The sequence below is a fragment of the Nocardia sp. NPDC059764 genome, from assembly GCF_042732555.1.
GTDB lineage: Bacteria > Actinomycetota > Actinomycetes > Mycobacteriales > Mycobacteriaceae > Nocardia.
Genome location: NZ_JBHWHH010000040.1, coordinates 23,674 through 49,482, shown reverse-complemented (window position 1 = coordinate 49,482; position 25,809 = coordinate 23,674). Strand labels below are relative to the sequence as shown.

24 protein-coding genes, 1 tRNA gene and 1 pseudogene are annotated in these 25,809 nt (G+C 65.1%); 12 read left to right on the top strand and 14 right to left on the bottom strand.

From position 1 onward, the window contains the following. Positions 1-224 precede the first annotated feature (224 nt). From ACFV4K_RS11875 to ACFV4K_RS11865, 3 genes are all read right to left on the bottom strand, one after another. Positions 225-1,184, bottom strand: coding sequence for a helix-turn-helix domain-containing protein (locus ACFV4K_RS11875; protein WP_379274209.1), 960 nt, complete (start codon positions 1,182-1,184; stop codon positions 225-227). Positions 1,185-1,302: 118 nt separating this feature from the next. Continuing rightward, a complete protein-coding gene (locus ACFV4K_RS11870; protein WP_379274207.1) occupies positions 1,303-2,160 on the bottom strand; it encodes a ParB N-terminal domain-containing protein in 858 nt (285 codons plus the stop codon). 380 nt (positions 2,161-2,540) lie between these two features. Further along, positions 2,541-3,551 (bottom strand): GAF domain-containing protein, encoded by a 1,011-nt coding sequence (locus tag ACFV4K_RS11865; protein WP_379274205.1) that lies wholly within the window; start codon positions 3,549-3,551, stop codon positions 2,541-2,543. Positions 3,552-3,767: 216 nt separating this feature from the next. On the opposite strand from ACFV4K_RS11865, the gene ACFV4K_RS11860 reads away from it, so the two are divergent. Beyond that, positions 3,768-4,277 carry a hypothetical protein gene (locus ACFV4K_RS11860; RefSeq protein ID WP_379274203.1) on the top strand — a complete coding sequence of 170 codons (510 nt, stop codon included), beginning with the start codon at positions 3,768-3,770 and terminating at the stop codon, positions 4,275-4,277. A gap of 70 nt (positions 4,278-4,347) precedes the next feature. Here the strand turns inward: ACFV4K_RS11860 and ACFV4K_RS11855 are convergent, their stop codons facing one another. Next, a complete protein-coding gene (locus ACFV4K_RS11855; protein WP_379274201.1) occupies positions 4,348-5,559 on the bottom strand; it encodes an FAD-dependent monooxygenase in 1,212 nt (403 codons plus the stop codon). 188 nt (positions 5,560-5,747) lie between these two features. Here ACFV4K_RS11855 and ACFV4K_RS11850 point away from each other — a divergent pair, with 188 nt between their 5' ends. Next, positions 5,748-6,284, top strand: coding sequence for a YdcF family protein (locus tag ACFV4K_RS11850; protein WP_379274200.1), 537 nt, complete (start codon positions 5,748-5,750; stop codon positions 6,282-6,284). 22 nt (positions 6,285-6,306) lie between these two features. On the opposite strand, the gene ACFV4K_RS11845 is transcribed toward ACFV4K_RS11850, so the two are convergent. Beyond that, on the bottom strand, positions 6,307-8,592 hold the full coding sequence (locus ACFV4K_RS11845; RefSeq protein ID WP_379274198.1) for an AAA family ATPase: 2,286 nt from the start codon (positions 8,590-8,592) through the stop codon (positions 6,307-6,309). Between the two features lie 227 nt (positions 8,593-8,819). On the opposite strand from ACFV4K_RS11845, the gene ACFV4K_RS11840 reads away from it, so the two are divergent. After that, a complete protein-coding gene (locus tag ACFV4K_RS11840; RefSeq protein WP_379274196.1) occupies positions 8,820-9,434 on the top strand; it encodes a hypothetical protein in 615 nt (204 codons plus the stop codon). Positions 9,435-9,674: 240 nt separating this feature from the next. Then, positions 9,675-10,649 (top strand): XRE family transcriptional regulator, encoded by a 975-nt coding sequence (locus ACFV4K_RS11835; RefSeq protein ID WP_379274194.1) that lies wholly within the window; start codon positions 9,675-9,677, stop codon positions 10,647-10,649. 18 nt (positions 10,650-10,667) lie between these two features. Here the strand turns inward: ACFV4K_RS11835 and ACFV4K_RS11830 are convergent, their stop codons facing one another. Both ACFV4K_RS11830 and ACFV4K_RS11825 read right to left on the bottom strand, forming a co-directional pair. After that, complete coding sequence (locus ACFV4K_RS11830) at positions 10,668-10,841, bottom strand: hypothetical protein (protein ID WP_379274192.1); 174 nt, start codon at positions 10,839-10,841, stop codon at positions 10,668-10,670. A gap of 68 nt (positions 10,842-10,909) precedes the next feature. After that, the gene (locus ACFV4K_RS11825; RefSeq protein WP_379274190.1) at positions 10,910-11,455 is read right to left on the bottom strand and encodes a hypothetical protein; all 546 of its coding nucleotides are present in this window, start codon (positions 11,453-11,455) and stop codon (positions 10,910-10,912) included. A gap of 467 nt (positions 11,456-11,922) precedes the next feature. Here ACFV4K_RS11825 and ACFV4K_RS11820 point away from each other — a divergent pair. Continuing rightward, a pseudogene (locus ACFV4K_RS11820) lies at positions 11,923-12,116 on the top strand (transposase family protein); the annotation flags it as partial. Positions 12,117-12,317: 201 nt separating this feature from the next. Here ACFV4K_RS11820 and ACFV4K_RS11815 read toward each other — a convergent pair. Further along, the gene (locus ACFV4K_RS11815; RefSeq protein ID WP_379274189.1) at positions 12,318-14,285 is read right to left on the bottom strand and encodes a UvrD-helicase domain-containing protein; all 1,968 of its coding nucleotides are present in this window, start codon (positions 14,283-14,285) and stop codon (positions 12,318-12,320) included. Positions 14,286-14,537: 252 nt separating this feature from the next. Here ACFV4K_RS11815 and ACFV4K_RS11810 point away from each other — a divergent pair, with 252 nt between their 5' ends. From ACFV4K_RS11810 to ACFV4K_RS11800, 3 genes are all read left to right on the top strand, one after another. Next, positions 14,538-15,347, top strand: a complete 810-nt coding sequence (locus tag ACFV4K_RS11810; RefSeq protein ID WP_379274187.1) for a ComF family protein — start codon at positions 14,538-14,540, stop codon at positions 15,345-15,347. Positions 15,348-15,353: 6 nt separating this feature from the next. After that, complete coding sequence (locus ACFV4K_RS11805) at positions 15,354-16,211, top strand: DNA-processing protein DprA (RefSeq protein ID WP_379274185.1); 858 nt, start codon at positions 15,354-15,356, stop codon at positions 16,209-16,211. A gap of 489 nt (positions 16,212-16,700) precedes the next feature. After that, on the top strand, positions 16,701-18,098 hold the full coding sequence (locus tag ACFV4K_RS11800; RefSeq protein WP_379274183.1) for a DUF4041 domain-containing protein: 1,398 nt from the start codon (positions 16,701-16,703) through the stop codon (positions 18,096-18,098). Between the two features lie 52 nt (positions 18,099-18,150). Here the strand turns inward: ACFV4K_RS11800 and ACFV4K_RS11795 are convergent, their stop codons facing one another. The 5 genes from ACFV4K_RS11795 to ACFV4K_RS11775 form a co-directional block, all read right to left on the bottom strand. Further along, entirely contained in the window at positions 18,151-19,467 is a 1,317-nt protein-coding gene (locus tag ACFV4K_RS11795) for a bifunctional trypsin-like peptidase domain-containing/SEL1-like repeat protein (protein ID WP_379274181.1), read from the bottom strand. Between the two features lie 18 nt (positions 19,468-19,485). Next, positions 19,486-19,848, bottom strand: a complete 363-nt coding sequence (locus ACFV4K_RS11790; protein ID WP_379274179.1) for a trypco2 family protein — start codon at positions 19,846-19,848, stop codon at positions 19,486-19,488. Between the two features lie 106 nt (positions 19,849-19,954). Beyond that, positions 19,955-20,644 carry a helix-turn-helix domain-containing protein gene (locus tag ACFV4K_RS11785; RefSeq protein WP_379274177.1) on the bottom strand — a complete coding sequence of 230 codons (690 nt, stop codon included), beginning with the start codon at positions 20,642-20,644 and terminating at the stop codon, positions 19,955-19,957. Next, positions 20,641-21,015, bottom strand: coding sequence for a hypothetical protein (locus tag ACFV4K_RS11780; RefSeq protein ID WP_379274175.1), 375 nt, complete (start codon positions 21,013-21,015; stop codon positions 20,641-20,643). Before ACFV4K_RS11780 ends, ACFV4K_RS11785 begins: the two co-directional genes overlap by 4 nt. A gap of 257 nt (positions 21,016-21,272) precedes the next feature. Continuing rightward, positions 21,273-21,345 (bottom strand) — tRNA-Asn (locus tag ACFV4K_RS11775). A 187-nt stretch (positions 21,346-21,532) separates the two neighbouring features. Between ACFV4K_RS11775 and ACFV4K_RS11770 the strand changes: the two genes are divergently transcribed. Next, positions 21,533-21,778, top strand: a complete 246-nt coding sequence (locus ACFV4K_RS11770; RefSeq protein WP_379274174.1) for a hypothetical protein — start codon at positions 21,533-21,535, stop codon at positions 21,776-21,778. A 110-nt stretch (positions 21,779-21,888) separates the two neighbouring features. On the opposite strand, the gene dnaG is transcribed toward ACFV4K_RS11770, so the two are convergent. Then, positions 21,889-23,802 (bottom strand): DNA primase, encoded by a 1,914-nt coding sequence (dnaG, locus tag ACFV4K_RS11765; protein ID WP_379274172.1) that lies wholly within the window; start codon positions 23,800-23,802, stop codon positions 21,889-21,891. 98 nt (positions 23,803-23,900) lie between these two features. Here dnaG and ACFV4K_RS11760 point away from each other — a divergent pair, with 98 nt between their 5' ends. Genes ACFV4K_RS11760 through ACFV4K_RS11750 form a run of 3 tightly spaced genes read left to right on the top strand, consistent with a single transcriptional unit; the run spans position 23,901 to position 25,748 of the window. After that, positions 23,901-24,491 carry an energy-coupling factor transporter transmembrane component T family protein gene (locus tag ACFV4K_RS11760; RefSeq protein WP_379274170.1) on the top strand — a complete coding sequence of 197 codons (591 nt, stop codon included), beginning with the start codon at positions 23,901-23,903 and terminating at the stop codon, positions 24,489-24,491. Between the two features lie 34 nt (positions 24,492-24,525). Continuing rightward, positions 24,526-25,074, top strand: coding sequence for a biotin transporter BioY (locus ACFV4K_RS11755; protein ID WP_379274168.1), 549 nt, complete (start codon positions 24,526-24,528; stop codon positions 25,072-25,074). Next, positions 25,071-25,748 carry an energy-coupling factor ABC transporter ATP-binding protein gene (locus tag ACFV4K_RS11750; RefSeq protein ID WP_379274166.1) on the top strand — a complete coding sequence of 226 codons (678 nt, stop codon included), beginning with the start codon at positions 25,071-25,073 and terminating at the stop codon, positions 25,746-25,748. Before ACFV4K_RS11755 ends, ACFV4K_RS11750 begins: the two co-directional genes overlap by 4 nt. Positions 25,749-25,809: the final 61 nt, after the last annotated feature.

Genomic DNA, 25,809 nt, shown 5'->3' with positions numbered 1-25,809 from the left:
GGACCGCTGGAACGCGGTCCCGCCCCTTGTGGTTTCGGCGGCATTGCACGCGATGAGGGGTCCGCACAAGGCCGCCGCCGCCACGACGCCGTCCCCACGGCGCCCCCGGGTCGCAGGTGGTCTACGCCCCAAGCTTTCTACGCATCTACTTAGTAGATACGTAGAAGTTAGCAGAAGGTTGCGGCTGGATCAACGGGCGGATTTCGTCCACCGGCGGGCTGCGATCAGCCGCAGCCGGTCTCGCGAAAGGCGGCCGGGGTGGTGCCCATCTCGACCCGGAACGCGCGATAGAACTGCCGCTCATTGGCGAAGCCGGAACTGTGCGCGACCGCGGCCACCGGGAGATCCCTTCGCGCGGTGAGCAATCCGCACGCGTACTCGACCCGCATCCGGCGCAGCAGCGTCGCCGGACCCTCCTCGAACTCCTCGAGCACGCGATACAGGGTCCGACGCGACACCCCGCAGCCCGCAGCGATCGCCTCCACGGTGAGATTCGCGTCGAGGCAATGCTTCCGGAGGAAGTCCAGCACCTGACGGCGGGTGAGGGTCTCCGACGCCTCGCCCGGCATCGAGCGGCCGGAGGTCAGGGCGATCGCGGAGGACAGCAGATCCACCGTCGAACCGGCCAGCACCGCGGCCTGCGCGGGGTCGGTGTTCTGCAGTTCGGTCAGCTCGCGCAGGAAGGTCGTGACCACACCGGCGGGACTGTTCTCCACCACCGTGGTCGCGGTCGGGATCTCGGAGGGGGCGATGCAGGAGCGCTGCCGCAGCCGACTCAGCGGCACCTGCACCACGGACATCTCCCACGCGCCCTCGAACTCCCAGTGGAACGGGCGGGTGCTGTCGTAGAACACCATCTCGCCCGGACCCACCTCCGCGACCCGGCCGTCCTGATGCAGCCAACCGCGGCCCGCGATCTGAATGCTGGTGTGCAGGAACTCGTCATCGGTGCGGGCGATCAGGGTGCGGGTGCGATGCACCCGCTGTTTACTCGCGCCCAGCGTCGACAACTCGACCTCGTTGTAGCGGCCGTGCACGATCCAGCCCTCGAAGCGCTCCTGCTCGCCGGGCGACACCGCCAGCGGCACATACGCTTCGCTGAGCCCCGCCTCCCACTGCTCGAACAACTGCCCCGCCTTGACCCCCTCGCCGCCGCGGACGTCGAACCTCCGAACCCCCTGCAAACACCCACTCCGATCGATCCACCACCGCGGTTCCCGCCATTTTCTCATGAGCCCCGATTCGAGCCCCGAAGCGCGCCAGGCCCTTCGACGCCGTCCAGTTCGCCGCGGGCGGCGCCGATCACGCCGCGGTGTTCTCCTCCGTCACCACGCGCCGGGTCGCGGCGCGGGCCAGGGTCGCCCAGTTCTCGGCCTGTTCGGCGGCCAGTTCGGCGATCAGCGCGGCGTGACAGGGCGAGAGCTCGCAGGCGAGATCGGACCAGGCGGCGGGATCGGCGGGGAGGGCGGCCAGCAGGGCCAGCAGCTGTCTGCCGGATTCGGTCCGTTGCAACGCCGGATCCCGGCACAGGGTGCGCAAGGCGGGGGTCTGCTGGGCGCGGTCACCGGTTGCCGAGTCCGAACGGCGTTGCATCGGACGGGGATCGGTGAGGTGGACGCGCTCCGGGCGGCGATGGACCTCGTCCGGCGCGGGCGCCGGGGTCGGGCACGGGCGCGGTTCGCGGGCCGGGAGCGACGCTGTTCTGCGCCGGATGGCCGCGATCGTGCGCTCGGACAGACCGAGTGTCATGGCCAGCCGGCGATCCGACCAGTCCGGGTAGTACATCAGCGCCTGTTCGGCAGCGGCCTTGCGATCGGCGGCGGACAGCGGCAGGCCGTGTGCGGTGTTCAGCCGGATGGCCAGCAGCAGGGCTTGCCCGTCGTCGCCGTCGAAGTAGACCGCGTCGATCCACTGCGACCCGCTGCACTGCGCGGCCCGCACGCGATGGGCGCCGTCGATGACAGTCATGCTCGGCCGGTGCACCACGATCGGCGGTAGCGCCGCGGCGACCTCCGACAGCGCGGCGATATGCCGCGCGTTCTCCCCGGATTGCCGCAGCGTCGCGCCGATGTGCACGCGGTCCAGGGGGATTCGGACGATCTCGGCGGGATTCGGCTCGAGCCCGCGGACATTCACGTCCCGAGAGGTGCGCAACCCCATCGATCGCACCATTCGAGCCGCCAACCACTGCCGGATGCCGGTGAGAAGACGCAGCCACCACACATTGTTAGGTCCGAGCACTGTTGCCGCCTCCCTACGCCGAGCAGCCACGACCGCCGGAGCCGCAGAAGCGTTTCCGGGCAGGGCCTGTCAACGACGCGCCAGGCGGTCTCACGGGGAGAACCGGCAAGATTCCCGCTCGCGCGGGTGCGTACTGGCGGCAGTGTAGCGATCCGGACATTCCGTGATCAATTGAGCAAATCCCCCGCCCACCTGCGTACTTCCCCCTTGATCACGCTGACCTGCCGCAAACCCGCGACGCGCGGTCAACCGCTGTTATATACCCAACAAACATTACTGGTGGTTTGTTTGCTGGCCGGCTAATCCACCAGGTCCGGGTCCCGCACCGTCACCAACGCGGCCGTCGTGTACTGATCCAGCGCCATCAACACCGCCCGTGCCCGCACCACTTTCCACCCACCATCCAACGTCCGCAACCGCAACACCCCCGATGTCCGCGACTGCGCCAGATCCCGGCTCATGGCCTTCGCGATCCCCAGATCCTCCGGGTGAATCCCCGGCTCCGGCTCCCCCGCCAACGACTGCCACGCGATCCCCGGCATCGCCGGCCCCATCCACCGCAACAACCGCAGATTCCGCAGATCCACGATCGCCCGATAATCCCCCTCCGCCGCAGCCGCATCCAGCACCCGATGCTCCAGAATCACCGGCGGCGGCGCCGAACTCACCTCCGTCGCATCCCCGATGTCATGCGTGACCCCCCGCATGAAGATCTCGCACCCCTCCGCGGAGGTGCGCTCCTCCAGAATCCGGCAGGAGAAGTGGGCCGCCCGCAACGCCCCATCGTCCCGCCGCACGGTCCACACCGCCTGATGCTCGGTCCCCGGCGCCGACCGCACGATCTTCGCCAGCGCATCCGACTCATCACTATTGGTGATCACCCGTGCGAACACCCCCGCGATGGCATGCTCGCGAGCCCGATTCTCCGGCGCGACCCCATACAGATCCAGCAGATCATCCGACCGCGTCGACTTCGACGTCGACAGATTGAAGTACCACGCCCCCACGCGATCCCGCGGCGGCACCTCCTCCTCGACCGGCCCCGACCACAGCAACACGGCGTGCACCCGCTCGGGCGTGATATGCAACGGCACCGTCACCGTCCGCCGCCGCCCGTCCTCGCTGACGGTATCCACCGGCCCGAGTCGATCCAAGGTCGCCGCCACCGCGCCGCGAATGGCCGCGAGGGTCTCCCGTTGCCGGAAGATCTGAGCGAGCGGGACGAATCTCCTTGGGGCACTGCCGAGTCCGATCACCGTCGGCTCGCCGCCGCCGAACGTCTCGATCAACAGCCACCGTGCACCGCTCACCGCATACTCCCCTCTCGTCCCCTGACCATGAGTACACGAGTCTTCCCCAGTACGAGACAATCCGGATCCTTTGCTCGAGTCAGGTTTTCCCCCAATGCTTTTCGCCGAGAGTTCGGTTGAGCCTTTCCCGCCAAGTTTGGTGCTCGGCCTGCGAGCTACCGGCCGCGGGGTTAACTTGGTCGAGCGTCCAAGTTTCTCGGGGAAAGCAGCACTTCGATGCGAAACATCATTCTGATCACCGCTTCTATCGGTTTCTCACTCGCCATCGCGGCCGGGCCGGCGGCCGCAGAACCACTGACAATCGAAGGCCCGGGGGTTGCCCAGGCCGATCCCGCCGCACAACAGCCCGGCATGACCTGTCTCGAGGGATTCCTCAAAGGATGGGCCAGTTCGGCTGCCACCGGCTCGGTCACCGGGTTCGCGCTCGGGTTCCTCGGCGGATCCGCCGCCGGGCCCGAAAGCGGTTCCGCCGCAGGCCTGGCCAACGGGATCATCACCGCGTTGACCAGCGGGTCCGGCGGCGGGCTCGCCACGTGCGCTCTCGACGAGTTGGCCAATGGGGGCGGCGACGCCTTCCTCGGCTCGACGACCGGGCCGGGCCGGGGATATCTGACAGGCTCGGCCAGCGGGTCCGCGTCCGGCTCGGCGACCAGCGACCTGCCGGGTGCGGTGATATCCAGCATCCTGTCGGGACTGCTCGGCGCGGCCACCAGCGGCTCGAGTTAGCGGGCCAGGCACGCGAAAAGGCCTTCATCAACCGGTTGATCGGTCGATGAAGGCCTTTCGCCGTGGTGGATCAGTAGGTCGGGAGGACGTAGTCCTGGGTCTGGTCCAGCATTCTCATCATGATGGGGCGGAACAGCTTGGTGGTCATGAGCTTTCCGACCTGCTGCATCATCGTCAGACCCAGCTTCGAGGTGGGGAGCATCATCTGGATGCCGCCGCCGGGGAGCTCCTTGGCCTTCTCCAGGAACGGGGTGACCCGCTCCTCGTAGCGGGCCAGGGCGCCGTCGATATCGGTTGGGGTGGCGGCGATTTCGCCCGCCAGCAGGTAGGCGCCGACGATGGCCATGGCGGTTCCCATGCCGGTCATCGGGGAGCCGCAGAAGCCGGAATCGCCGAGCAGGGTGACGCGGCCCTTGGAGAGGATGGGCATGTCGACGCGGACCAGCTCGTCGAAGTAGAAGTCCTCGGTGGTCTCCAGGTGCTCGAGGGCCTCGGGGACCAGCCAGCCCGCCTCGGCCAGCATGTCGCGGATCAACGTGCGCTGGGCGGCGACATCGCGGCGCACGGCCGGATCGGCGTCGGTGCGCAGGGTGATGATGGCCTTCGAGGTGGCCGGGTCGAAATCGGGGCGCAGGCCGAGGGAGGCGCGCGGCACCACGTGCATGGACATCCAGTCCTTTTCCACGCCCGCCGGGGTGGGGATCGTGTAGAAGGACATGTAGCCGCCCAGATAGGTGGTGAACTCCTCCTCCGGGCCGAACACCAGCTTGCGGGTCCGGGAGTGCACGCCGTCCGCGCCGATCACCAGGTCGTAGCGCTCCTCGCGGCCCGAAGCGAATCCGACCGTGGCGCCGTCGGCATCCTGGTCGATGGTCTCGATCCAGTCGCCGTAGCGGTAGTCGAGTTCGCCTGCGGCACCGGCGAGTTCGGTGAGCAGCACATTGTTGAGGTCACCCCGGCTGATCTCGATGTCGGCCACCGGACCCTTGCCGTCGAACATCTCCATCGACATCCGGTACACCGACGACCCGTCCGCCTTGACCAGAGCCATCCCCTTCTCGTGCAGCAGGCTCTTCTCGATCCCCTCCATCAGCCCCATCCGCTCGGCCACCTCCCGACTGGGCCCACGCAGGTCGACAGCCTGTCCGCCAGGTCGGGGCTCGGCCGCCCGCTCGACGACGGTGACCGCGACACCGGCCCGAAGCAACTGCAGGGCAACAGCATTGCCGGCAATGCCGCCGCCGGCGACCAGGACGCGGAGGGTGTTGGCGGTGGTGCTCATGGGGTGTCTCCCGGTTCGTGGTGAAGAACGTTTGTCTAAGACATATGTCTACACGAGGTCTGACACGTTTGTCTAGAACAAATGTCTAACACGGTGGCGAGCGTAGGCTCGAACGGGAATCGACGCTGGTGAGAGGACACAACGTGACGACCCGTAGGGGACGGATCGGGCTGTCGATCGGGGCAGTCGTGGCGGTGACCCTCTGGGGTGAGTGGGAGAACTGGCGCGCCTCACGCAGATTCGTGGGGTCCGCTCCCGGCACCACGGAGGCGGTCGTCGTGCTGGGCTATCGCAACGCCGGTACCCGAGCCAACGCAATGAACCGCTGGCGGGTGCGGGCAGGACTACGGTCCGTCGACCCCGCCGCATCCAGTAGTCGGCTCGTCCTGTGCGGCGGCGCGTGTGCGGGCCCGACCGCCGAAGCCGCACTGATGGCCGACTACGCGATCGGCGTTCGCGGGTACCACGGGAAGCTCGTGATCGAGGCGAAGAGCCGAAACACCTGGGAGAATATCGCTTTCGCCATTCCCCACCTGGAAGACGCCGACCGAATCAAAATCGTCTCCCTCCCCCTCCACGCCGAGCGAGCCAGGCGCTACCTCGCCCAACAACGCCCGGACCTGGCCGCCCGACTCGTCCGCGCAGCCGACTACCGATTCGGCGAATGGATGCCCCTGAAACCCCTACTCGCCCTTTACAGCCGAGCAGACTGGGTACGCCGCTAGCGGCTCGGCGAGGGCTCATTCTTCATCCCCCGAGAGTCCACGAGAGAAACTGCTTCGCGGTGAAGACCGGCTTGCCGTACGTGAGCGCCTTCCTGGCCTTTCCCGACTGCGATCCGGCCTCTGCGGCTATCAGGGCATCGCATTTGCTCTTGGTGACGGTGTTCACCGGTACGAGACCGCGGGCTGCGGCGAGGTCCTCCATGTCGCTGCGTGCCCGCTCCCTGCCGTGCTGATCGATGCAGGTTCCGGTGAAACACACCCGGGCGCCGGCAACCAGGACACTGTTGATGTCCTGCTCGAGGACATCGACGTCACGGTCGATGATCGGGTGTCCCAGTCTGACTTCGAGGTCACGGAGCAGTCGGTGAGTCGGATGATCCATGCGGACCTGCTGTGCTTTGGCGTGCAGATATTCCGCGAGCACCAGCTCCGGGGTTGACGCGGTGGGGATCAGGCCACCGGCCCGGAATCCGCCCAGCCCTGACCAGCGCGAGAGGAGGTATCCGGTTCTGGGTTCTGCGGGTGGAAAGGCATCGGCAACCTGAGGGTGGGCAACTGAGCGCATCGCGATATCGCGCACGGCACGAGCACGGTCGATAGCTCGAAAAGCACTGAGCCTCCGCAAGTCCGAATCCGACAGGTTGGAGTGGCCGATCTCGACACCGATCGGCATGGGGCTGACGTGCCCGTTACGTTTCAGCTCATAGTCAAGGAATCCGAGGTGCCGGTCGATATCGAGTCCGATCGGGGTTCGCCCGGCCAAATAGGGCGAAAGCGCGGCCCATGCCTCGATCAGCATGGGGGCGAACTGCACATCGCTCGCCGTAATGGCATATGCACTCTGCGCGTCACCGATGTCGCGGGTGGGGTTGATCAGGGTCGCTACCTCGGTGCCGTCATCGGTCACCAGCGCGATCTCGATCGGCCTCGGCTTCCAGGCCCGACCTTCATCCCCCGTTGTGCATATCCCGAGGTACACGTTCCCCAGCGCTTTCGCGTTTCGCCTGCCCGACAGCAAGAACCGACGAATTCGCTGGTCCACCTTCAGATCTCGGGGTTGAACCGCACGCCGCAACACCAGCCCGTCCATCGACGTGCACCGGCTGAGCGCGACATACAGTTGCCCGTCGGCGAATGTCCCGCCACTCAGATCCACTACGAGACGATCCAGCGTCTGGCCCTGGCTCTTGTGGATCGTGATGGCCCACGCCAGGCGAAACGGCAACTGCTTGTATGTGCCTATGACCTGATGACGGAGCGCCCCGCCTTCGAACACGGGCCGGGTGACCTCCCAAGTGTGCGGGTCCACTTCGACCTCGCCGCCATCAGGGAGTTCGACAGTGACAACCGGATCGCCGCGCTCGATGCGGCCCCCGGTGATCCGCCCGATGGTGCCATTCACCCATCGATTGGCCGGATCATTGGTCAGGAGCATGATCTGTGCGCCGACCTTGTACGCGAGCTCGTCGTCGGTCGGCACCGCGAATCCGTCCAAATCGCCAGTGGCCGTGGCTATATGCCTCGATTCAGGCCCAGGGATCTGGTCGAGCATCTCCCGGTTCCTGGCACTCGCGATCGAATTGGTCGTAGTCAATGTCAGCCAGAACTCGTTGACCGGCGGGCGGAAGGCTTCATCGGTCCGCGAGTTCAGTTCCGCCCGCGCTCCGTCCAGCAGTGCTCCCTCACGCACGGCATTGAGGATGTCGACAAGTCTCGAGTCACCGATCTGACGAAAGACTGTCGTGAGCTCCACCGTGGGGAAGCTCTCTCGGCTGTAGCTGTCGGCCGAGAAGAAGTACGGGGAGGCATACCTTGTATGGAAGTAGTCCTTCTCGCCGTCCTTCACCACGGGCGGCAGCTGAAGCAGATCCCCCACCAGCACGAGCTGGACCCCGCCGAAGCGGAATCCCGGCTTGGGACCGAACCGTTCCAGAGCAAGTACCAGGCTGTCGAAGAGATCGGCGCGCACCATCGACGCCTCGTCGATGATCAGTGTGTCGAGCTTGCGCAGAACGGCGGTGAACCGTCCCGGCGAGTAGGCGTCCGACTGGACCTCCTCGGGCGTGGTCGTCGGGCGGAACCCGAACAGCCGGTGGATCGTGTAGCCCTCGACATTGAGCGCAGCTATCCCCGTTGGCGCGGCCACGACCACATTCCTGCGCGTTGTCGCGAGGAAGCGGCGGATCAGCGTGGACTTACCGGTTCCCGCCCTACCTGTGAGAAAGAGGTTCTCGCCGCGCTCGAGACGCAGTAGCGCATCCTTGAACTCGTCGGTAAGCGTGAGAGCGCCTGTTCGCTCAGTGACCAATCCCTCTCCCCCAATGCACGATCGCGGAGCCATCGAGCATCGCAGGTCGAGGCCTGGCCCGAATCCGCCATCCAATCGGTCGAATGGCCTCGAAAGCCCCCGAAGCCCAATGCAACACGTACTGTCCTGTCGGAAGTAATGGCGCCGGCACGCTTCCGTACCGCGGAGAGCGATCCGGGCTCGCACCCGCCCCTGACTCACACTCGATCCACCGTCACGGGAGACCAATGCTCGGCTTCGCAATCGTCGATCGCCAACCGGACACCGACACCACCGCCGTCTGGCTTACCAGCCGCACTGGAACCACGAGGGTGAACAACACCAACGCGGTAGTGCTCTCCCACGACGATCCTGATTACGACACGAAGGTGCGCGCGCTGACGGCAGACCGGTCGGTCGTGCTCACCGCAGGTACCGTACCCCCGATCAACTTCACGAACGCCGTTCACATCGGCGCGTTCGACGACCTGATCGAACGAACCGCAATCCACCGGGACCGCATCTGCGATGCGATCAACGACTACAACTCACACCATCGGAAGGACCTGGTAATCCCGTCCTTTCAGCCGCCGCCGGTGCTCGCCCCGCCGAAAGAGAATGAACCGCAGTACCGCGCCCTGTCAGTAGCCAACTACGTCGCCCAAGCCTGGGCGGCGTGGCTGTTCACCGACGAACAACGGCACCGCCGCACGGTCGCGCCCAAGACCGGTGACACCCCGTGGATCATGCCGGAGGAACTCAACAGCCCGACCATCGCTGCCCTCCCCCATGAGTTCGTGGATCAAGTCCAGCCGGAACCGCTCGCCTGGATCACTGGAGGGGCCCGGGCCGTCACAAGGTGAACCTCCGACCCTTCACGGCCCACTCTCCGCGGCCGCGCACAGTGATCTGCCAACGCCCCCGGCGGCCGGTATCCACGATCAACCCCCGCGACCGCAGACGAGCCATAGCCGCACGAGTAGACCAAGACGTGAGAGAAGCCTCCCGGGCCAGCTGATCGACAGTCAGCCCTCCCCTGCAAGACAAAGCACCCAGCACAGCGAAGTCCGCTGCGACCCCCGTCCTCATACGAACCTCACCGCTTGACCGGGGCACCGTACGACGATGGCAAGCCACTGTCCGATGCGGTCAACAGCCTCTCCATTCTTCTCACCGAGGGCCGCTACGCCCGCGCCGAAGAACCTGGTGCCCTTGTCCAACTCGAAAATGACCTGGATGCCGCTCAGCGGCTGTACCGAACCGACCGAACGCGGCAGACAATTGAAGTACTGCCAAACCTCATTCGGCGCATCCACGGTGCAGTGCGCGAACTTTCAGGAGACGATAAGGCACACGCCTACACTCTGTTGACCTCCGCATACGTACTCGCCGAATGGTCCGTCCGCCGTACGGGTCACCTGATGTTGGCTCTCCCGGCGTTGGACCTTGCCGACGGGTACGCGCCCTCCTCCGATGACCCGACCTACGGTGCCTTCTCCGCTCTGGCACGGGCACGGGTGCTGACCCACTTCGGAGAGTCCGAGGTAGCCGGGCAACTTATAGATTCCGCCATCGCCACTGCCGACTCATCCACGGCGGGCATGGTGCTGGCCGGGTACTCCCATCTTGCGGGGGCCATCAACGAAGCCCGGCAGTTGAACTACCCAGGTGCTGTCGCACATGTGGGCGCGGCACGGGAATTGTCCACGTACACAGGCGAAACAGACCTGTACATGACAGCGTTCGGTCCGCTGAATGTCGAGATTCACGCTCACGCAGTCGAACTCGAATCGGGCGACCCGAACAAGGCCGCGATTGATGGCGCGAAACTGGCACACGACCGCGACGCTCCGCCGACCAGGATTGCCCACCATTGGCAGGACAACGCGCGAGCTTGGCTCATGGCAGGCAAAACCGACAAGGCACTCACGGCACTGAACAAGGCCCGGGTCGCCGCCCCGCAACAAACGCGATTGCACCCTGCGGTCCGGGAGACCTTGCACGGCATCGCGATAGCGGAGAAGCGACGAACTGAGACACTGACAGGCTTCGCTGCCTGGCTGGGCACCAGCGTGTAGAAGTAACGGCCGGAAAGTTCATTCCTCCTGCGCTTCGATTCGGGCGGCCATCTCTTCCAGCTCACCTAGGGAGAACGTCACCGTCTCTCCGGCCTCCGCCTGTGCCATTCCTTCCTCGAGCCGCTTCGCGTTCGCTGGAGAGCGGTACAAATAGTTGGTCTCGCGCCACGAGTTCAAGTCCGCTTCACACATCAGACAGATCCTCCGGTTCTCGTCGACCTGCCGACAATTCGTCGCGGGTGCGCGGCAGGCTCAGGTTGTCATCGGATGCTGGCGTAAATCGTGTCGAGGTCGACCAGCATCGGGCTGTCGGCCTGTTTCCGCGGCTGTCCCGGGCCGGTGCCGACAGCCAGGAGGTTCTCGTCGAATCCCGCCCCGCTGTAGCAGGCCAGAATGGTTTGGCTGGTGTCGTAGCCTTTGGCCGCCAATAGTTCTCGCGCGCGGCGCAAGCGGTCGACATGTCCGAGAGTCATCGTGCGGTCCCACTTCATCTCGCCCAGCGACAAGATGCGTCGCGGCCGGTCGGTCTCCTCGGGTGCCAACACCGCGACATCGACCTGGATCTGTTTCTTATCCCGCGGATCGTTGACCGTCGCGGCAGCCACCTGCCCGGGCAGCTCGCCGAACACCTCCGGTTCCACCGACATCGCCCAATCCCGGCAGATCCCCTCGAAGTGCGGGCCCACCACCTGCGACAGGAACGTCGCCCGCGAATTGCGCCATGCCGCTTCGGTATTCCCCCGCTCCAGCCGGGTCCACTCCCGCCGCACGATCGCCTCATAGAACACGATCAGCGGCTCGGCCACCCGGTACACCGACTTGCCCCTTTCGCCTCATCCTGCCGTTGGCCGGTGAGCCTGGTGATCGCCGAGGCCGACAATCAGGCCCTGGCGCCGAGGAACTGACACTGATCCCGCTGGTTCCAGCTCGGTTATACAGAGTCGGCCGCAAAAACCGGATTCGGATTAGGGCGCATCCGAACACTGGGGTCGGTGGCTTGGGCTACCGACGGGAGCGAGCCCAGTTGACCTGATTCCTTGTAGACCACGGGGATACCATCCGCGACGGCGAATGATAGATCGCCGTCTACCAACCACTCGCGTGCGCCTACCTTGAGTCCCTTTCAGCCTATCTGGATGATGTTGGTAGGCAACGGAAATGGATACGGCGTGCCTCCGCAGGGTATGCGGAAGCCCTGGTAGGACGGCTGTCGACCAAAACAAGCTGTACCCCAAGGGCTTCCGTTGCCTTTCTACCGTTCCGCGCTGCCGTTGTCATCCGTCGACATCGCCGCGCGATCGGCTCGGTGTGGCGCAAGCTCGATCCGAGTCGCCAAGCCCTGCTCACCTTGGCCCCACCTGCGCAAAGCCGATACCTTCGCCGACCTCGGGGCGGGATTCGAGGTCTCGACCACCAACCGCGTGGCGCTACGTCACCGAGACCGTGGAACTGCTGGCGAACAACGCTCACTGTGTTGCCCTCCCGGATCCTCCTGCGCGGTCGGTCTCGTCCGAGTCCGCGACGGAATCGTGCTGGACGAACGCAGGTAGCCGATCCAACCTCTGCCGTAGGGAAAGACATCCGCGGCACGCATGTCCGCCACCGAACGCCAGGCCGAGCTTGGCTGTGCGGGAGGGTCTGCATCGGTGGCTGAATCGGCTTTTCCAATTACAGTGCGCCGTCAACGATACCGAGCCAGAGGTAGTCGCGGGCGCGAGTCACGGCGACCAGTTGGCGGCGTGCGGCGAGTTCGTCGGAGTCGTGCTGTGAGGCGGTTCTCCGGCGTGGGCGCTCGCCTGGCAGTACCGGGCGGAATACCGCTGGGAATTCGAGTCCTTTGGCGCGTTGGACGGTGCCGACCTTCACAGCGTCGACATAGGTGCCGTCGTAGTCTTCGAGTAGCTGAATGGGGATGCCTGCGGCTTTGAGCACTCGCAAGAAGCGATTGGCTTCGGTATTGGTTCGGGTGATCACGGCGACGTGGCCGTTTGGTGTGGCGAGCCGGCGAATCGCCATGATGAGTTCGGCGTCGAGTTGGTCTTCTCGTCCTTCCCATTGCTCGACCTGTCCGCCTTCGAGGACGCCGCGTGCATCGCGCAGCGCCACGCCGGTGCCGCCGTCGAGGTCGTCGACCGTGTTGCGGGCGTCGATTCCCTTAGCGTAGGCAAGAATCGCGGCTCGATTGCGGTAGTTGACCGATAGCGGTTCACTACGGTTGCGCACGTCGATCCCGGCGTGTGAAAGCCGCCAGCCGCCGGGGTAGACCTGCTGTTGTCCGTCTCCGACGAGCAGCAGTGAATTGGGCGTATCGGCGGCAATCGCGGCGACCAGCCGCAAGCCCATCAGGGTTACATCCTGTACCTCATCGACGACCACCATCGAGTACTTCGGGCCGAACGGTCGCTGGCGAAGCTCGGCCAATGCTGAGGCGATCAGGTCATTGGCGTCGAAAATCTCTCGTTCGCAACGGATTCGCTCGTACTCCTCGAAGAGCTGCCACACCAAGGGGCGCTGATCTTCACGGCGCAGGGCCAAACCTTCGCGGCCAGTGCGGACCAGTGCCTCATACTCCTTGTACTCGGTGATTCCGCGGCCCTTGATCAAGCGGTCGATCTCATCGGCCCAGTATTCGAGGTTGGGTTCGATGTCGGCGAGCGGCCCGTTTTCGCCGCCCAGATGCGACCATGCCAGCGATAGCGCCGTGCGCGCCCGTGCGGGTTCCATGCGTACCGGTTTGCCGCGTTGCCGCAGGAACTGGCTCGCCCACGCATGCAGTCCGATGAACTCGACACGATCGACGATTTCGGGGGCGAGCCGCGTGAACGGAGTCCGGTGGCAGGCGGGCAGTGACTTAACAAAGCTGGTCAGTAACAGTTTGCCGGCGCTCTCCCGCGCGATGCGCGCCAGCCGGTGCAGCGCAACCACGGTCTTTCCCGTCCCGGCTGGCCCGATGATACGTGCGGGACCGTTGTAGTTGCGGCGCACGAGGCTCACCTGGGCCGGATCCAGAAACGACAGCCAGGTCAGCAGTGGTTCGGACAATGCGCGCTGGCGCTGATCGGTGATGGTGTCGGTTTCCTCGAACAGCCCCTCGGCTTCGGGTTCGGAAGCCACGCCCACCTCGGCGATGTGCACTGGGCGATACTTGGATCCGTCGGCGACGGCTTTGGCGACCTGCTCGGCGTCCCGCTTTTCGAGCACACGTCCGGTGAAGAACGTGCGACGCAGTGTGCGTTCGTCGGCGACGGCCACACGATTGTCGATGTGACCAAGGTCGGTGCCCACCGGCACGATCAGCGCCACTCGAACTGTGTTGGCCACGAACATATTCGACCCGATCGTCAGCTTGTCGAAGAGCCGTTGCGCATGACCGCGGATGTCGTCGATCACCTGTCGAGTCGGCGCGGTGGACGTGAATACCAGCGCGAACACCCCACCGCGACTGACAAGCAGCGCGTGCGCCCGACCGGTCGGCACGTTGACGATGGGATCGCGTACCAGCAGATGCGCGCCTCGTTCCATGAGCATGCCCGCGAATATGCTCCGGTAGCCCGGCGGGAGCCCTGGCACCGCGTTGAGCGCAACGTACACCTGTTGACGAAGAACGTCTTGGACGCGGTCCGAGCTGCGGCTCATCTCTCCCACCCTTCTGCCCGTCTACCCCTGACCAGGCACACTGTGAAACAAGTTACAGGAGAATCTCGTTGTGAGGCAGCGAATCATGTTTTCCAACAATACATTTCATGAGCTGCGCGGTCCTGCACAGCACGTTGAGCTTTAATTATGTTGCAGAAGAATCACTTTGGCCAGAATGACTGTGTAATCTGCTGGCGCAGTCGGTAATCACGGAGGATCGTGAGCTTGGGCCGACAGTCGGTGGAGGTGCAGATGCTTGAACAGAATCGGTTCAATCCGCGCGAGAGGCCCTGTCGGATCGAGCGATACGAATACACGAGACCCAAGAACGCCTCCCTGACGTGGCGTCGCGTCTATCTTGCCTGCAGTGAGCTGCCGATTCGCCACATCGAACTATGCTTCGACGGAAGCTACACCTCCCTGCCCGTGACCGGAGACCGGAAGGCCAGGTTCACCCATTGCTTGCACTGGCCTTCACTGCTGCCGACCCAGCTCAGGGAGCTCGTCGCGCTGCTGAACGAAGCTCTTGTGCTGCCGACCGGCGGCGCATTCGATGCGGTATTCACCCTGGACTGGTACAAGACCCCCGACGACACGCGGCCGCCGGTGCAGTGGGAAAACACGCCGACCGGCGAGTTAGTCCGTCACGCAAAGTATTTCGGCTTCGCCGAGCGAAGGAAAGCCCGGAAAGAGCTGGTCAGAAGGCTCGCCGATGCCCTCGAAAAACACCCTGCGCTCAATTCCGCCATCTATATGGTGTCGGTACCCGGTCATGCCGGGGACGGCACGAGCACCGGCGAGCAAATCGCGGCCGATCTCGCGCAGCGGACCGGCCAGACCTTGATCCGCACCGTCGGTCGAGCACGACCGCAGCGCAAGGACGATCAAAGCGTCGACCTTACCGGTATGTTCACGATGCCCAGATCATTGGACGCGCCGTGCGTGATCGTCGACGACGTGTATCGCAGCGGTGCCACCATACGAGAGGTTGCACGAGTGGCCCGTCGGGCTGGCGCGCCCCGGGTATACGGACTTGTCGCCGCCAAGACGTTGAGGAGCTAGCTTCAAGTGACAACGGATACGATGTTGCGGGTCCTGGTGGCGTTCGAACATTTCCGCACGCCCGCCAAAGTGACTCGTGCGCTGCTGAACCCAGATCCCGAGATGCTCCGGCAAATTTGGCGCGACATGGACATCCCGACTCGTACCGAGTTGGGTCGCCAGTCGGAGGAGTTGACGGCCCACGGCGTGATTGCTGTCAGTGCCGACGACCCGCGCTTCCCGCGATCGCTTGTAGTCAAGGAACGCCCGATCGCTCCTGCCCTGTTCTGCCGCGGCGCGCTCGGACTGCTGACGGCGCCGGGAGCGGGTATCTGCGGATCGCGCAGCGCCTCACCGCTGGGCCTGGAAGCCGCACGCACCAGCGGCCAAGTCGCCAGCGACCGCGGACTCACGGTCATATCGGGCTACGCAAAAGGGGTCGATACCGAATCCCATCTCGCGGCACTCGAAAACGGAGGTACGACGGTCTTGGTGCTCGCCGAAGGCATCGACCACTTCCGGGTCAAGCGTGAGCTCACCCCGCGCTTCGATCCCGATCGCGTCCTCGTCCTCTCACAATTCCATCCGGGCCAGCCCTGGGCGACACATACCGCCATGACACGCAATCGCGTGATCTTCGGGCTCGGCATGGCGCTGATCGCCATCGAGGCCGGCGAGCGCGGCGGCACGCTTGCAGCAGGGCGGGAGGCGCTGAAGCGAGGCCGCCCAGTCCTGGTTCTGAATTTCGGTGACGACATACCTGGAAACCGACTTCTGGTAGATGCCGGAGCCCAAGCTGTGACGTCCCGGCAAGAACTCGGTGATGCGCTCGCCTCCATCAGGTCTCGGGCAGCCAATGCATCGGAACAAGGCAGGCTGCTGTAAGCCGCAGACGACTCGCCGATAGCGCTGCCGCCGATGCGGTGGACGGAGGCGATAGTCGCGCACCCACGACCGAGCCAACCCGTCGCTGGAACGGATCTCGCATAGAGGTTCCCGACGGAAGCGCGAGTCCCCGTCTATGCGGTTCGTCTGCGCGATGCGGCGCAACCGAGCTACCCTAGGCAAGATCAGCGTGGGGGCACGATGTACGACGGGCAACGGGGAAGATTCAGTCAATCGAAACCCGGTGTTTTTCAACGTTATTCGGGTGACTCGGGGATTCGTCGGAAAGGGGTCAAGACGAGAAGGGCTGCGCGCGAACCTGTTTGCCAGCCATTCCCCACTCGCCACCCGCATTCGGGCCTTGGAGAACCACCTATATGGGCAGATCCGTGCCGGTGATGGGCCCACGTGATGTGCGCCAAGTCCCGATACAAGATGCGGGGCAACCAGGCCGGCGGTCCATCGGAAGCGACTTGGCAAGGGGCAATTATGAGTACTGCACCACCGAACTGGTATCCCGATCCTCGAAACCGGGGATTTCTCCGGTACTGGAACGGCACCGAGTGGACTGGCGACCAGCGGCCCCTTCCCACCATCGACACCGCCGCGGGAACCCAGCCGGGCGGCGCGCAGGCCGCGAAAGTCCCGCTGCTGGGTGCTCGTGCCTACGCGAAGAAGCAGTCACAGGAGCTGGCCGAAGCGGTTACGGAGAATCAAAGGCTACGAGCGCATTTGGCGAGCATCGGTGGACTCGAGGCCGCCGGCCTGCAGCACCTACGTGACCAGCTCGCGACGCAGGTGACCGAGCAGCAGGTACTGCTGGACAACCTGCGCACACAGGTGATCAATACGCGAGACGAGCAGGTACTTCAGGAGATCGGCATCTACGAATACCGTCACCCCTTATCGGACGCGGTCGCCTACCGAGACGCGCTCAAACAACTCCAAGGCGAAATCAGATACGAGGCACGCCGGGACGGCGGCGCGATCGAGGCATCGACCACTTGGACAGTCAACGGGTCGGTCACCGAAGGCCGCAAGATGATCCGCGAATACTCGATGCTAATGCTGCGTGCCTACAATGCCGAAGCCGACAACCTCGTTCGCAGCCTCAAGCCCTACAAACTCCCTTCGGCTCTGGACCGCCTCGACAAGATCGCGATCACCATCGAGCGACTGGGCAAAACGATGCAGTTGCGCGTCGCGCCGTACTATCACGAACTCCGCCGTCGCGAGCTGTCGATGACCGCTGATCATCTCGAGATGATCGCCCGCCAAAAGCAGTACGAACGCGACGAGCGCGACCGTCTGCGTGAGGAGCGCAAGGCTTACGAAGAACTAACCCGGGAACGCACGAAACTCGAACAACAGCAACAGCAAGCGCGCGATGCCCTTGCTGCACTCGAGGCCGCGAACAAGAGGGACACTGCCGACGCAGACGACCTGCGCGCACGGTTGGAGGCCCTGGAGAACGCCATCGAGGACATCGTGAAGCGGGAGGACAACATCAGCGCTGGCTATGTGTATGTCATCTCCAATATCGGCGCGTTCGGCGAGGATGTGGTCCAGATCGGTTTGACGCGCCGGTACGATCCGTGGGACCGCATTCGTGATCTGAGCAACGCGGCGGTGCCCTTTCGGTACGACGTCCACGCGCTGTTCTACGACGACAATGCGGCCGGAATCGAAGCCGAGCTGCATCGCCGTCTGGCGGACAAGCGCGTTAATCAGATCAACTACCGCCGTGAGTTCTTCAAGGTGGCACCCGCGGAGGTCCGTGAGAACTTGCGGGCATTGACGGGGCGACTCCTCGAGTTCAACGAGCTCGCCGAGGCCGTGGAATACCGCCAGAGTCTCGCCGCCATTCGCGACATCAACCAGGAATGATGCTGCGCTACAACAGAATCAACTGAGATCAAGACGGTGACCTGAATTCGTCTCACCGTGACGTTCTCGGTGAGACCGGGCCACGCGGCTTCTCGCTGGTCCGTTGTGAGCGCTGGTGTCCGGCGCACTCCCACCAGGCGGTGGCCTCGGCAAGCTCCCCGCGAGAACGGAGCCGAATCGCGAGGTTGTGCATGGCGTCAGGGTGGCCGGCGTCCGCAGCTCGCCGGTACCAGGTGATGGCTTCGTCGAAGTGCCGGGCTTTGTCGAGCATCACGGCCAAGTTATACATCGCGTCGGTATTGCCAGCTTCCGCGGCCTGGCGAAACCAGCGTTCGGCGTCACGGGCTTGCCGCGCCTCGAGGAGCAGGCTCGCCAAATTGCCCATTGACTCGATATTGCCCCGCTCTGCAGACGCGAGATACCAAGTGTGCGCTTCGCGCGCTCTTCTTCGGACGTAGAGCAGGTTGGCGAGGTTGTTCATCGCGCCGGTATGTCCTTGCGAGGCAGCGCGGCGCCACAAACTCTCCGCGTGCGCGAAGTCGCCTTGGTCGGCGAATAGCTGGCCGCCCTGGCAGAGGGTTTCCGTGTCAGCGTCAGGCTGTGTGTGAGGGTCGATGCTCGGTTCGACCGAGGGATCACTACCCTTGTTAGGGAGCGCATCCGACATGTGGCGGACCTTCGGGAAGGTCGGCAGAGTCGCTTCGTCCGCAATACCGAGCACCGACCGGAACCTGTCCCGCTGATCTGGTTTCAAGCGGTCGATGGCCGTGATCGGCGTGAAGGTGAGCGACGAATCCCCTTCCAGGGGAACGTGGTTGCTGAGCACTCCGATTACGTAGCCGTCGTGCACGATGGCCGCGCCGGACGCCCCTTGCCATTGACTCGCATACTGACTCAAAGGGCCATCGGGAGTGGGAGACGCCGGCGGTGGAGTGACGCACTTGAAGGTCAGCAGTGATTTCGCGCCCGAGTCGACCTTGGTCAAACCGGTGAGAGCCGAGACCTCACCGGTCGGGATATACCCGTCGAGTTGTGCTCGACCGTTCCTTTTCCACACCGGGAAGGCCAATATTGAGCAGTTGTCGAGTCTTTCCGCGTGCGAGGTGCGAATCCGCGCGCACGGTATCCGTTCGATGTCCTGCTTCTCACCGACCTTCAGAATCGCCAGATCGACGTCCTTCCGGCCGCCGGTGTCCAGGTACGCCTGTGCCGACACGCTTCGTTCGTCGATCAGAACGCGATAGTCCTCACCGCCGACGCAATGGTCGGCGGTGAGGATGTATTCGCCGTCGATCCGGAAGCCGGATGCCGAGTGCAGCCGACCGTCTCGGGTGTAGTAGTAGATCGGAACGGCTCGCTCGACGGCCATCACGGCTCATGCGCCCCGCTATCTGGGATCGGTCGAATGCAGCGGAGAATCCTCACGTACCGCGTCGATAAACACCTCCGCGGCCCGCTGACCATTTGCGCTGAAGGTGACCGGCTCGAGCGTCATCTTCACGGTCTGAGTAGCCGCCGACTGCCGCGACGCTTCCGCACCCGCCTCGACCAGCCACCACTTGATCCGGCCCTGCGCCTTGCCGCTGGAGGTCACCGCGACCTGCAACGTCAGCTCCACCGCCGTCGGCTTGAACCGCAACGTCTCCGACTGCGCGCCTTCCAAGGACCGGACCAACTCGCTGCGCAGCGCATCGATCGCAGCCGACAACGGCACGCGCCCCTTCAGTGGATCACCTGACTCGTCGGACACTGGTGCACCTCCCACTGCAACAGATCAGATTTGCACTTTCCCCCGAAATCATAAGGGATACAACGCTTAACGACCTACCAGATGGAAGACAACCCGCATGGGACTCCTAGCGAAGCGAAGGGTTCGCGGTGGCGTCCTTGTCAGAGGGGTCGATGTTGATGCGAAGGTCTCGCACCAAATGCTCGAGCAGCCGTTCCCAACCAGGCGTGCTATCGCCGACGGTGTGGATTGCTGTCCGCAGTGCGCCTATCCCGATCTGACTGGCCGACAACGCATCTTCGGCCTCGACCACCAGTGAGACCAGAACGGCCGCGTCGCTGGGATAGCCGGAGCTCACCTCGAGCACATGGTCGAGCCGACTCAGCTCCTCGAGTATCCGACTGATGCGCTGACTCACCAGCTCTCGTTTGTGGTCATCCGCGCGGGGGATAAGAACCTCGATGCCCAGCATCCAACTTCGAGTGACCGCCGCCGGCCGATATTCGGCCGGTTTGCGAACCCGCTTGCCGATCCGCGCCGTTGCAGCCGCCATGTCGACCAGTGGGGTCGCCTCGATGCCAATGCCATATCCCAGCGCGTGCATCATCTGAGCCAGGCTTCGCAAAGTGAGGTTTCGCCGGCCGCTCAACCGCTGGCTGATCTCGGTTGGCCGGACACCCAGCCTGTCCGCCAACTGCTTCTTGGTGGTGCCGGTACTCTCCAGCGCTTCGTGAACCATCTCGGTGGCCGCCAAAACAAGGCGCTCCTCGGCTACGAGCGCCTCCGTTTCCGAGGTGGGCTGGAACCAGGTGGTCATCGCGTGTGCGCCTCCTCCCAAATCTTGATTGCCTTCTTCGCCTGATCACAGACCTTGCGGTCAGAGGGCTTCTTCTCGCCGTGTGTTGCGACCCAATCCTTGTTGTGCCGTATGACATACAAGCGATGGCCGGATTGGGTTTTGATCTCCGACACCGGGGGCTCGACAGTGCACTGCAGCTGTCGCATCTCTTCCGGACTACGTAGGTATCCGACTGTGGTCAGACGTTCGAATCGTGCGGCGAACTGTGCTTTGGTCCGCTTGTCACACCCCGCCAGCCACCGTGAGGCCTCGCAAACTTCGTCCTTCACCAGGCCATACAGCGTCAGCGCCGCGCCTTCATACAACACCTCCAACCAGAGTGAAGTCATAACTTCACTCTAGGTCCAGTGTAGGCATCCTGACGGCGTTTGCCTACTTCTCGACAAGGCCTGTTCACAGCAATCCTGGCCATCACCGGAATCCGTTCGACACCAGAACATCTCGTCCGATCCGCAGCCACACAACTCGCGCGCGCCGTCCCGATGGGTGCGGTGGAGTTGCTCGAACCGGTGTGCACCAACGCCGCTCGAACACGAAAAAGGCCCCTGACCTTGCGGGGTAAACCGCTGGTCAGGGGCTTTTTAGGCTCCCCCATCTGGACTCGAACCAGAAACCTGCCGATTAACAGTCGGCTGCTCTGCCAATTGAGCTATAGGGGATTGTTTCCCTGGCTGGCCCTTCCGGACCGGCCGGAGAAAACTTTAGCGTATCGGTTGTACAGTTCCCAAATCGCGGCTCTACCTGCGGGAATGTTGACAGGGAGGGGACGGGGTGCCGGATCGACAGGGTGGGGTGGGGTCGGGCAGGATATGGGGGCGGACTGGTCTATGGGAGGAGCTTCTCGGGATGCTGCGGTTGATCATCGGTGTGGCGGCTGGGTATGTGCTGGGCGCCAAGGCCGGGCGGGTTCGGTATGAGCAGATCAGTAAGACGACCCGCGCGATCAGCGAGAGCCCTGTCACGCGGAAGGTCGTGTTGATGGGGCGACAGAAGCTCGCGGACAAGCTGAACACCCAGCCGAAGCTGGAGCCGATGGTGCCGCTGGACGAGCGGACCACGATCCTGGTGCCGCAGGACCAGCTGCGGCACTGAGGGATTGGGGCTTTGCCCCTTGCCCCCTGGTGGGGGCTGCTCCCCCACACCACTGCCCTGGGGCGGCGAGCTTCGCCGCCTGCCGGGTGGGTGGGTGGGGGCTGCGCGTGTCAGACGCCTGCGAAGTCGCCTGAGTTGCCCATGGCCTGGGTGAGGAGGCTTTTGCGGTATTGCTCCAGGGCCACCAGGTCGCCGAACAGGGCCATGTAGGCGTCGGGCTGTTCGGTGGAGGAGATGCGCTGGAGTTTCGACTTCAGTTCGGCGATCTGGCGGCCGACCCAGGATTCCTGGGTGCGGGCCAGGACGCCGGCGACGAAGCGGGGGATGTCGTCGGCGGATTTCACCGGGAGCGGTTCGGCGGCCAGTTCGGAGACCATGGCGCGCAGGGTGAGGTCGTCGGTGTGGTCGGCGACGGCGGTGACCCATTCGGCGCCGGTGAGGCCCGCGGCGGTGCCGCCGGCTTCGGCGATGGCGGCGCGGACGGCGAGGAAGGCGGGGTGGGTGAAGGCTTCGGGCTCGAGCGAGTCGAAGACCGCGCCCGCGAAGGCGGGGTATTGCAGAGCCGCGGCGAGGGTTTGACGTTGGGGCAGCAGGGCCGGGTCCGTGGGGTTGGGCCGGGCGGCGGGGCCGGGTGAAACCTCATGGTGGGGTTGGCGTTCGGGGATGCCGGGCTTGGCGCCGGTGCGGGCGCCCTTGCGGGCCTCCTCGCCGACGCGGCGGACCACCTGCTGGATGTCGTCCCAGCCGACCCAACCGGCCAGTTTGGTGGCGTAGGCCTTGCGGAGGGCGAAGTCCTTGATCTGGGAGACCACGGGGACGGCGCGGCGCAGGGCCTCGACCTGACCTTCGGGGGCGTCGAGGTTGTGTTCGGCGAGCAGGCCGCGGATGACGAACTCGTACAACGGGACTCGGCGGGCGACCAGGTCGCGGACCGCGCCGTCACCGCTGCGCTGGCGCAGTTCGCACGGGTCGAGGCCGTCGGGGGCCACGGCGATGTAGGTCTGGCCCGCGAGCTTCTGGTCGCCGGAGAACGCCTTGAGGGCGGCGGCCTGGCCGGCGGCGTCGCCGTCGAAGGTGTAGATGATCTCGCCGCGCCAGAAGTTGTCGTCCATGAGCAGGCGGCGCAGGATCGCGAGGTGGTCGTCGCCGAAGGCGGTGCCGCAGGAGGCGACCGCGGTCTTGACGCCGGCCAGGTGCATGGCCATGACGTCGGTGTAGCCCTCTACGACCACGGCCTGATGGCCCTTGGCGATCTCCCGCTTGGCGTGGTCGAGCCCGAACAGCACCTGGGACTTCTTGTACAGCAACGTCTCCGAGGTGTTGATGTACTTGGCGGTCATGGTGTCGTCGTCGTAGAGGCGGCGCGCGCCGAAGCCGATCACCTCACCACCGAGATTGCGGATCGGCCACAGCAGCCGGCGGTTGAAGCGGTCCATGGGGCCGCGCTGGCCCTGCTTGGACAGGCCCGCGGCCTCCAGCTCCTTGAACTCGAAACCCTTGCGCAGCAGGTGTTTCGTGAGGGTGTCCCAGCCGCCGGGGGCGTAGCCGCAGCCGAACTGGTGGGCGGCGTTGTGGTCGAAATTACGGTCGGTGAGGTACTTGCGGGCCGCCTCGGCCCCGGGCTCGCCGAGCTGTGAGATGTAGAACTCGTGGGCGGCCGCGTTGGCGGCGACCAGGCGGGCGCGGGTGCCGCGGTCGACGCGGACCGAGGTGCCGCCGCCCTCATAGTTGATCTTGTAATTGAGCCGGTCGGCCATCTGCTCGACGGCCTCGACGAAACCGATGTGCTCGATCTTCTGCAGGAACGCGAAGACGTCGCCGCCCTCACCGCAGCCGAAGCAGTGGAACACGCCGTGATTGGGCCGCACGTGGAACGACGGCGACTTCTCGTCGTGGAACGGGCACAGGCCCTTCATGGAGTCGGCGCCGGCCCGGCGGAGGGCGACGTACTCCCCCACGACATCCTCGATCCGGACACGTTCACGAATCGCCGCGATATCGCGGTCCGGAAGTCGGCCAGCCACGCCAGCGAGTCTAGCCCCGGGACCGCAACACGCTCGACCGGGACGCACGGCTGGACGCCGGACCGAATGGCCTTTCCGGCACGTGCCAGGATCGATCCGTGCTCAGCCTCTATCACGACGCCCGGACGCCGGTGCACGTCGTGCCCGCGGGGGTGAAGCTGGCCGGGCTCGCGGTCGCGGGGACGGCGCTGTTCTTCGTGTCGTCGATCACCGTGCTGACCGGCGCGCTCATCGTGGCGCTGGGCCTGTACGCGCTCGCGCGGATTCCGTGGCGGACGACCGCGCGGCAGGTCCTCGCGCTGCTGCCGTTCCTGGCCTTGATCGTGATCGCGCAGGTGATCTTCACCGACGCGCGCACGGCGGCCCTGGTCGGGGAACGCCTGCTCACACTGGTCCTGCTGGCCAACCTCGTGACCTTGACCACCCGCACCTCGGCCATGGTCGACACCATCGAGCGCGCGCTCACTCCGCTGCGCCCGCTCGGCGTCCGCCCCGAACGGGTCGGCCTGCTGGTCGCCATGACCATCCGATTCATCCCGGTCATCCGTGAACAGGCCGAACTCGTGCGCGCCGCGCAGCGGGCTCGTGGCATCGAGCGCAGCACGGTCTTCCTGGTCCCGCTACTGATTCGCACACTGCGGATGGCCGACGGGGTCGGCGAGGCCCTGGACGCTCGCGGCCTGGACTGACCGGTCGGTCCGGCGGCCATTTAGGATGCCTCGGGTGCGTAGTAGGGATTTGGCGCAGATCGCGCTGTTCGCGGCAATCATGGTGGTCCTGGGATTCTTCCCGCTGATCCAGTTGCCGGGAGCCTTCGCGCCGTTCACCTCGCAAACTCTGGGCGTCATCCTGGCGGGCTCGATTCTGGGCGCCAAGCGCGGCGCGCTGGCCATGCTGCTCTTCGACGTCATGGTCTTCGCGGGGCTGCCGGTGCTGGCGGGCGGGCGCGGCGGCCTGTCGGTGATCATGGGCCCGACGGGTGGCTTCGTGATCGCCTATCCGATCGGCGCGCTGGTGATCGGCCTGCTCACCGAACGGGTGTGGAAGCACTACGACCTGCCGCTGGCCTTGCTGATCAACTTCCTCGGCGGCGCGATCGTGCTGTACGCCATCGGGATTCCGTGGATGGCCGCGGCCGCGCACATCTCGCTGGGCAAGGCCATCACGACCTCGGTGGCGTTCCTGCCGGGCGACGTGGTCAAGACGGTGATCGGGTCGCTGGCCGCGGTGGCGGTGCGCAAGGCGTATCCGATGATTCCGGCCCGGGCATGATCGAACTCGACGGCGTCTCACACCGATTCGGCGAGCGCGAGGTCCTGCGCGACCTGGATCTGCGCTTGAGCGAACGCCGGATCGCCGTGGTCGGCGCGAACGGTTCGGGCAAGTCCACCTTCGCGCGGCTGCTCAACGGCCTGCAGGTGCCGACCACGGGCACGGTCCGGGTGGACGGCCTCGACACCCGCAAACAGGGCCGGGCCGTGCGCAAACGGGTCGGATTCGTCTTCCAGGATCCGGACGTCCAGATCGTGATGCCGACGGTCGCCGAGGACCTCGCCTTCGGCCTCAAACACCACGGCGTCGCCAAATCCGACATCCCGCAACGAGTCACCGAGACCCTCGCGACCTACGGCCTGGCCGAGTTCCGCGACCACCCCGCGCATCTGCTCAGCGGCGGCCAGAAGCAGCTGCTCGCCATCGCCGCGGTGCTGTCGGTGCGACCCGAGTACGTGGTGTTCGACGAACCGACCACCCTGCTCGACCTGCGCAACACCCGCCGCATCACCCGGATGCTGCGCGACCTCCCGCAGCGACTGGTCGTGGTCTCCCACGACCTGGACCTGCTCGCCGATTTCGACCGGGTGCTGGTGTTCGACGAGGGCCGCGTCGTGGCCGACGGCCCGCCGGCGGAGACCATCCCGCGCTACGTGGCCATGCACGTGGACTGAGCCCGCGCCGAATGCCGCGGGCACCGGGCACCATGGCTCGCCCCCCACACCAGCGGACCGA

Excerpts from the sequence above, each read along its gene's own strand:
- ACFV4K_RS11770 (WP_379274174.1), top strand. The coding sequence starts at position 21,533 with ATGCTGCGGTTGATCATCGGTGTGGCGGCTGGGTATGTGCTGGGCGCC.
- ACFV4K_RS11870 (WP_379274207.1), bottom strand. The coding sequence starts at position 2,160 with ATGGGGTTGCGCACCTCTCGGGACGTGAATGTCCGCGGGCTCGAGCCG.
- ACFV4K_RS11840 (WP_379274196.1), top strand. The coding sequence starts at position 8,820 with ATGCTCGGCTTCGCAATCGTCGATCGCCAACCGGACACCGACACCACC.
- ACFV4K_RS11780 (WP_379274175.1), bottom strand. The coding sequence starts at position 21,015 with ATGACTTCACTCTGGTTGGAGGTGTTGTATGAAGGCGCGGCGCTGACG.
- ACFV4K_RS11785 (WP_379274177.1), bottom strand. The coding sequence starts at position 20,644 with ATGACCACCTGGTTCCAGCCCACCTCGGAAACGGAGGCGCTCGTAGCC.
- ACFV4K_RS11830 (WP_379274192.1), bottom strand. The coding sequence starts at position 10,841 with ATGTGTGAAGCGGACTTGAACTCGTGGCGCGAGACCAACTATTTGTAC.
- ACFV4K_RS11795 (WP_379274181.1), bottom strand. The coding sequence starts at position 19,467 with ATGGCCGTCGAGCGAGCCGTTCCGATCTACTACTACACCCGAGACGGT.
- ACFV4K_RS11800 (WP_379274183.1), top strand. The coding sequence starts at position 16,701 with ATGAGTACTGCACCACCGAACTGGTATCCCGATCCTCGAAACCGGGGA.
- ACFV4K_RS11815 (WP_379274189.1), bottom strand. The coding sequence starts at position 14,285 with ATGAGCCGCAGCTCGGACCGCGTCCAAGACGTTCTTCGTCAACAGGTG.
- ACFV4K_RS11810 (WP_379274187.1), top strand. The coding sequence starts at position 14,538 with ATGCTTGAACAGAATCGGTTCAATCCGCGCGAGAGGCCCTGTCGGATC.
- ACFV4K_RS11855 (WP_379274201.1), bottom strand. The coding sequence starts at position 5,559 with ATGAGCACCACCGCCAACACCCTCCGCGTCCTGGTCGCCGGCGGCGGC.
- ACFV4K_RS11860 (WP_379274203.1), top strand. The coding sequence starts at position 3,768 with ATGCGAAACATCATTCTGATCACCGCTTCTATCGGTTTCTCACTCGCC.
- ACFV4K_RS11750 (WP_379274166.1), top strand. The coding sequence starts at position 25,071 with ATGATCGAACTCGACGGCGTCTCACACCGATTCGGCGAGCGCGAGGTC.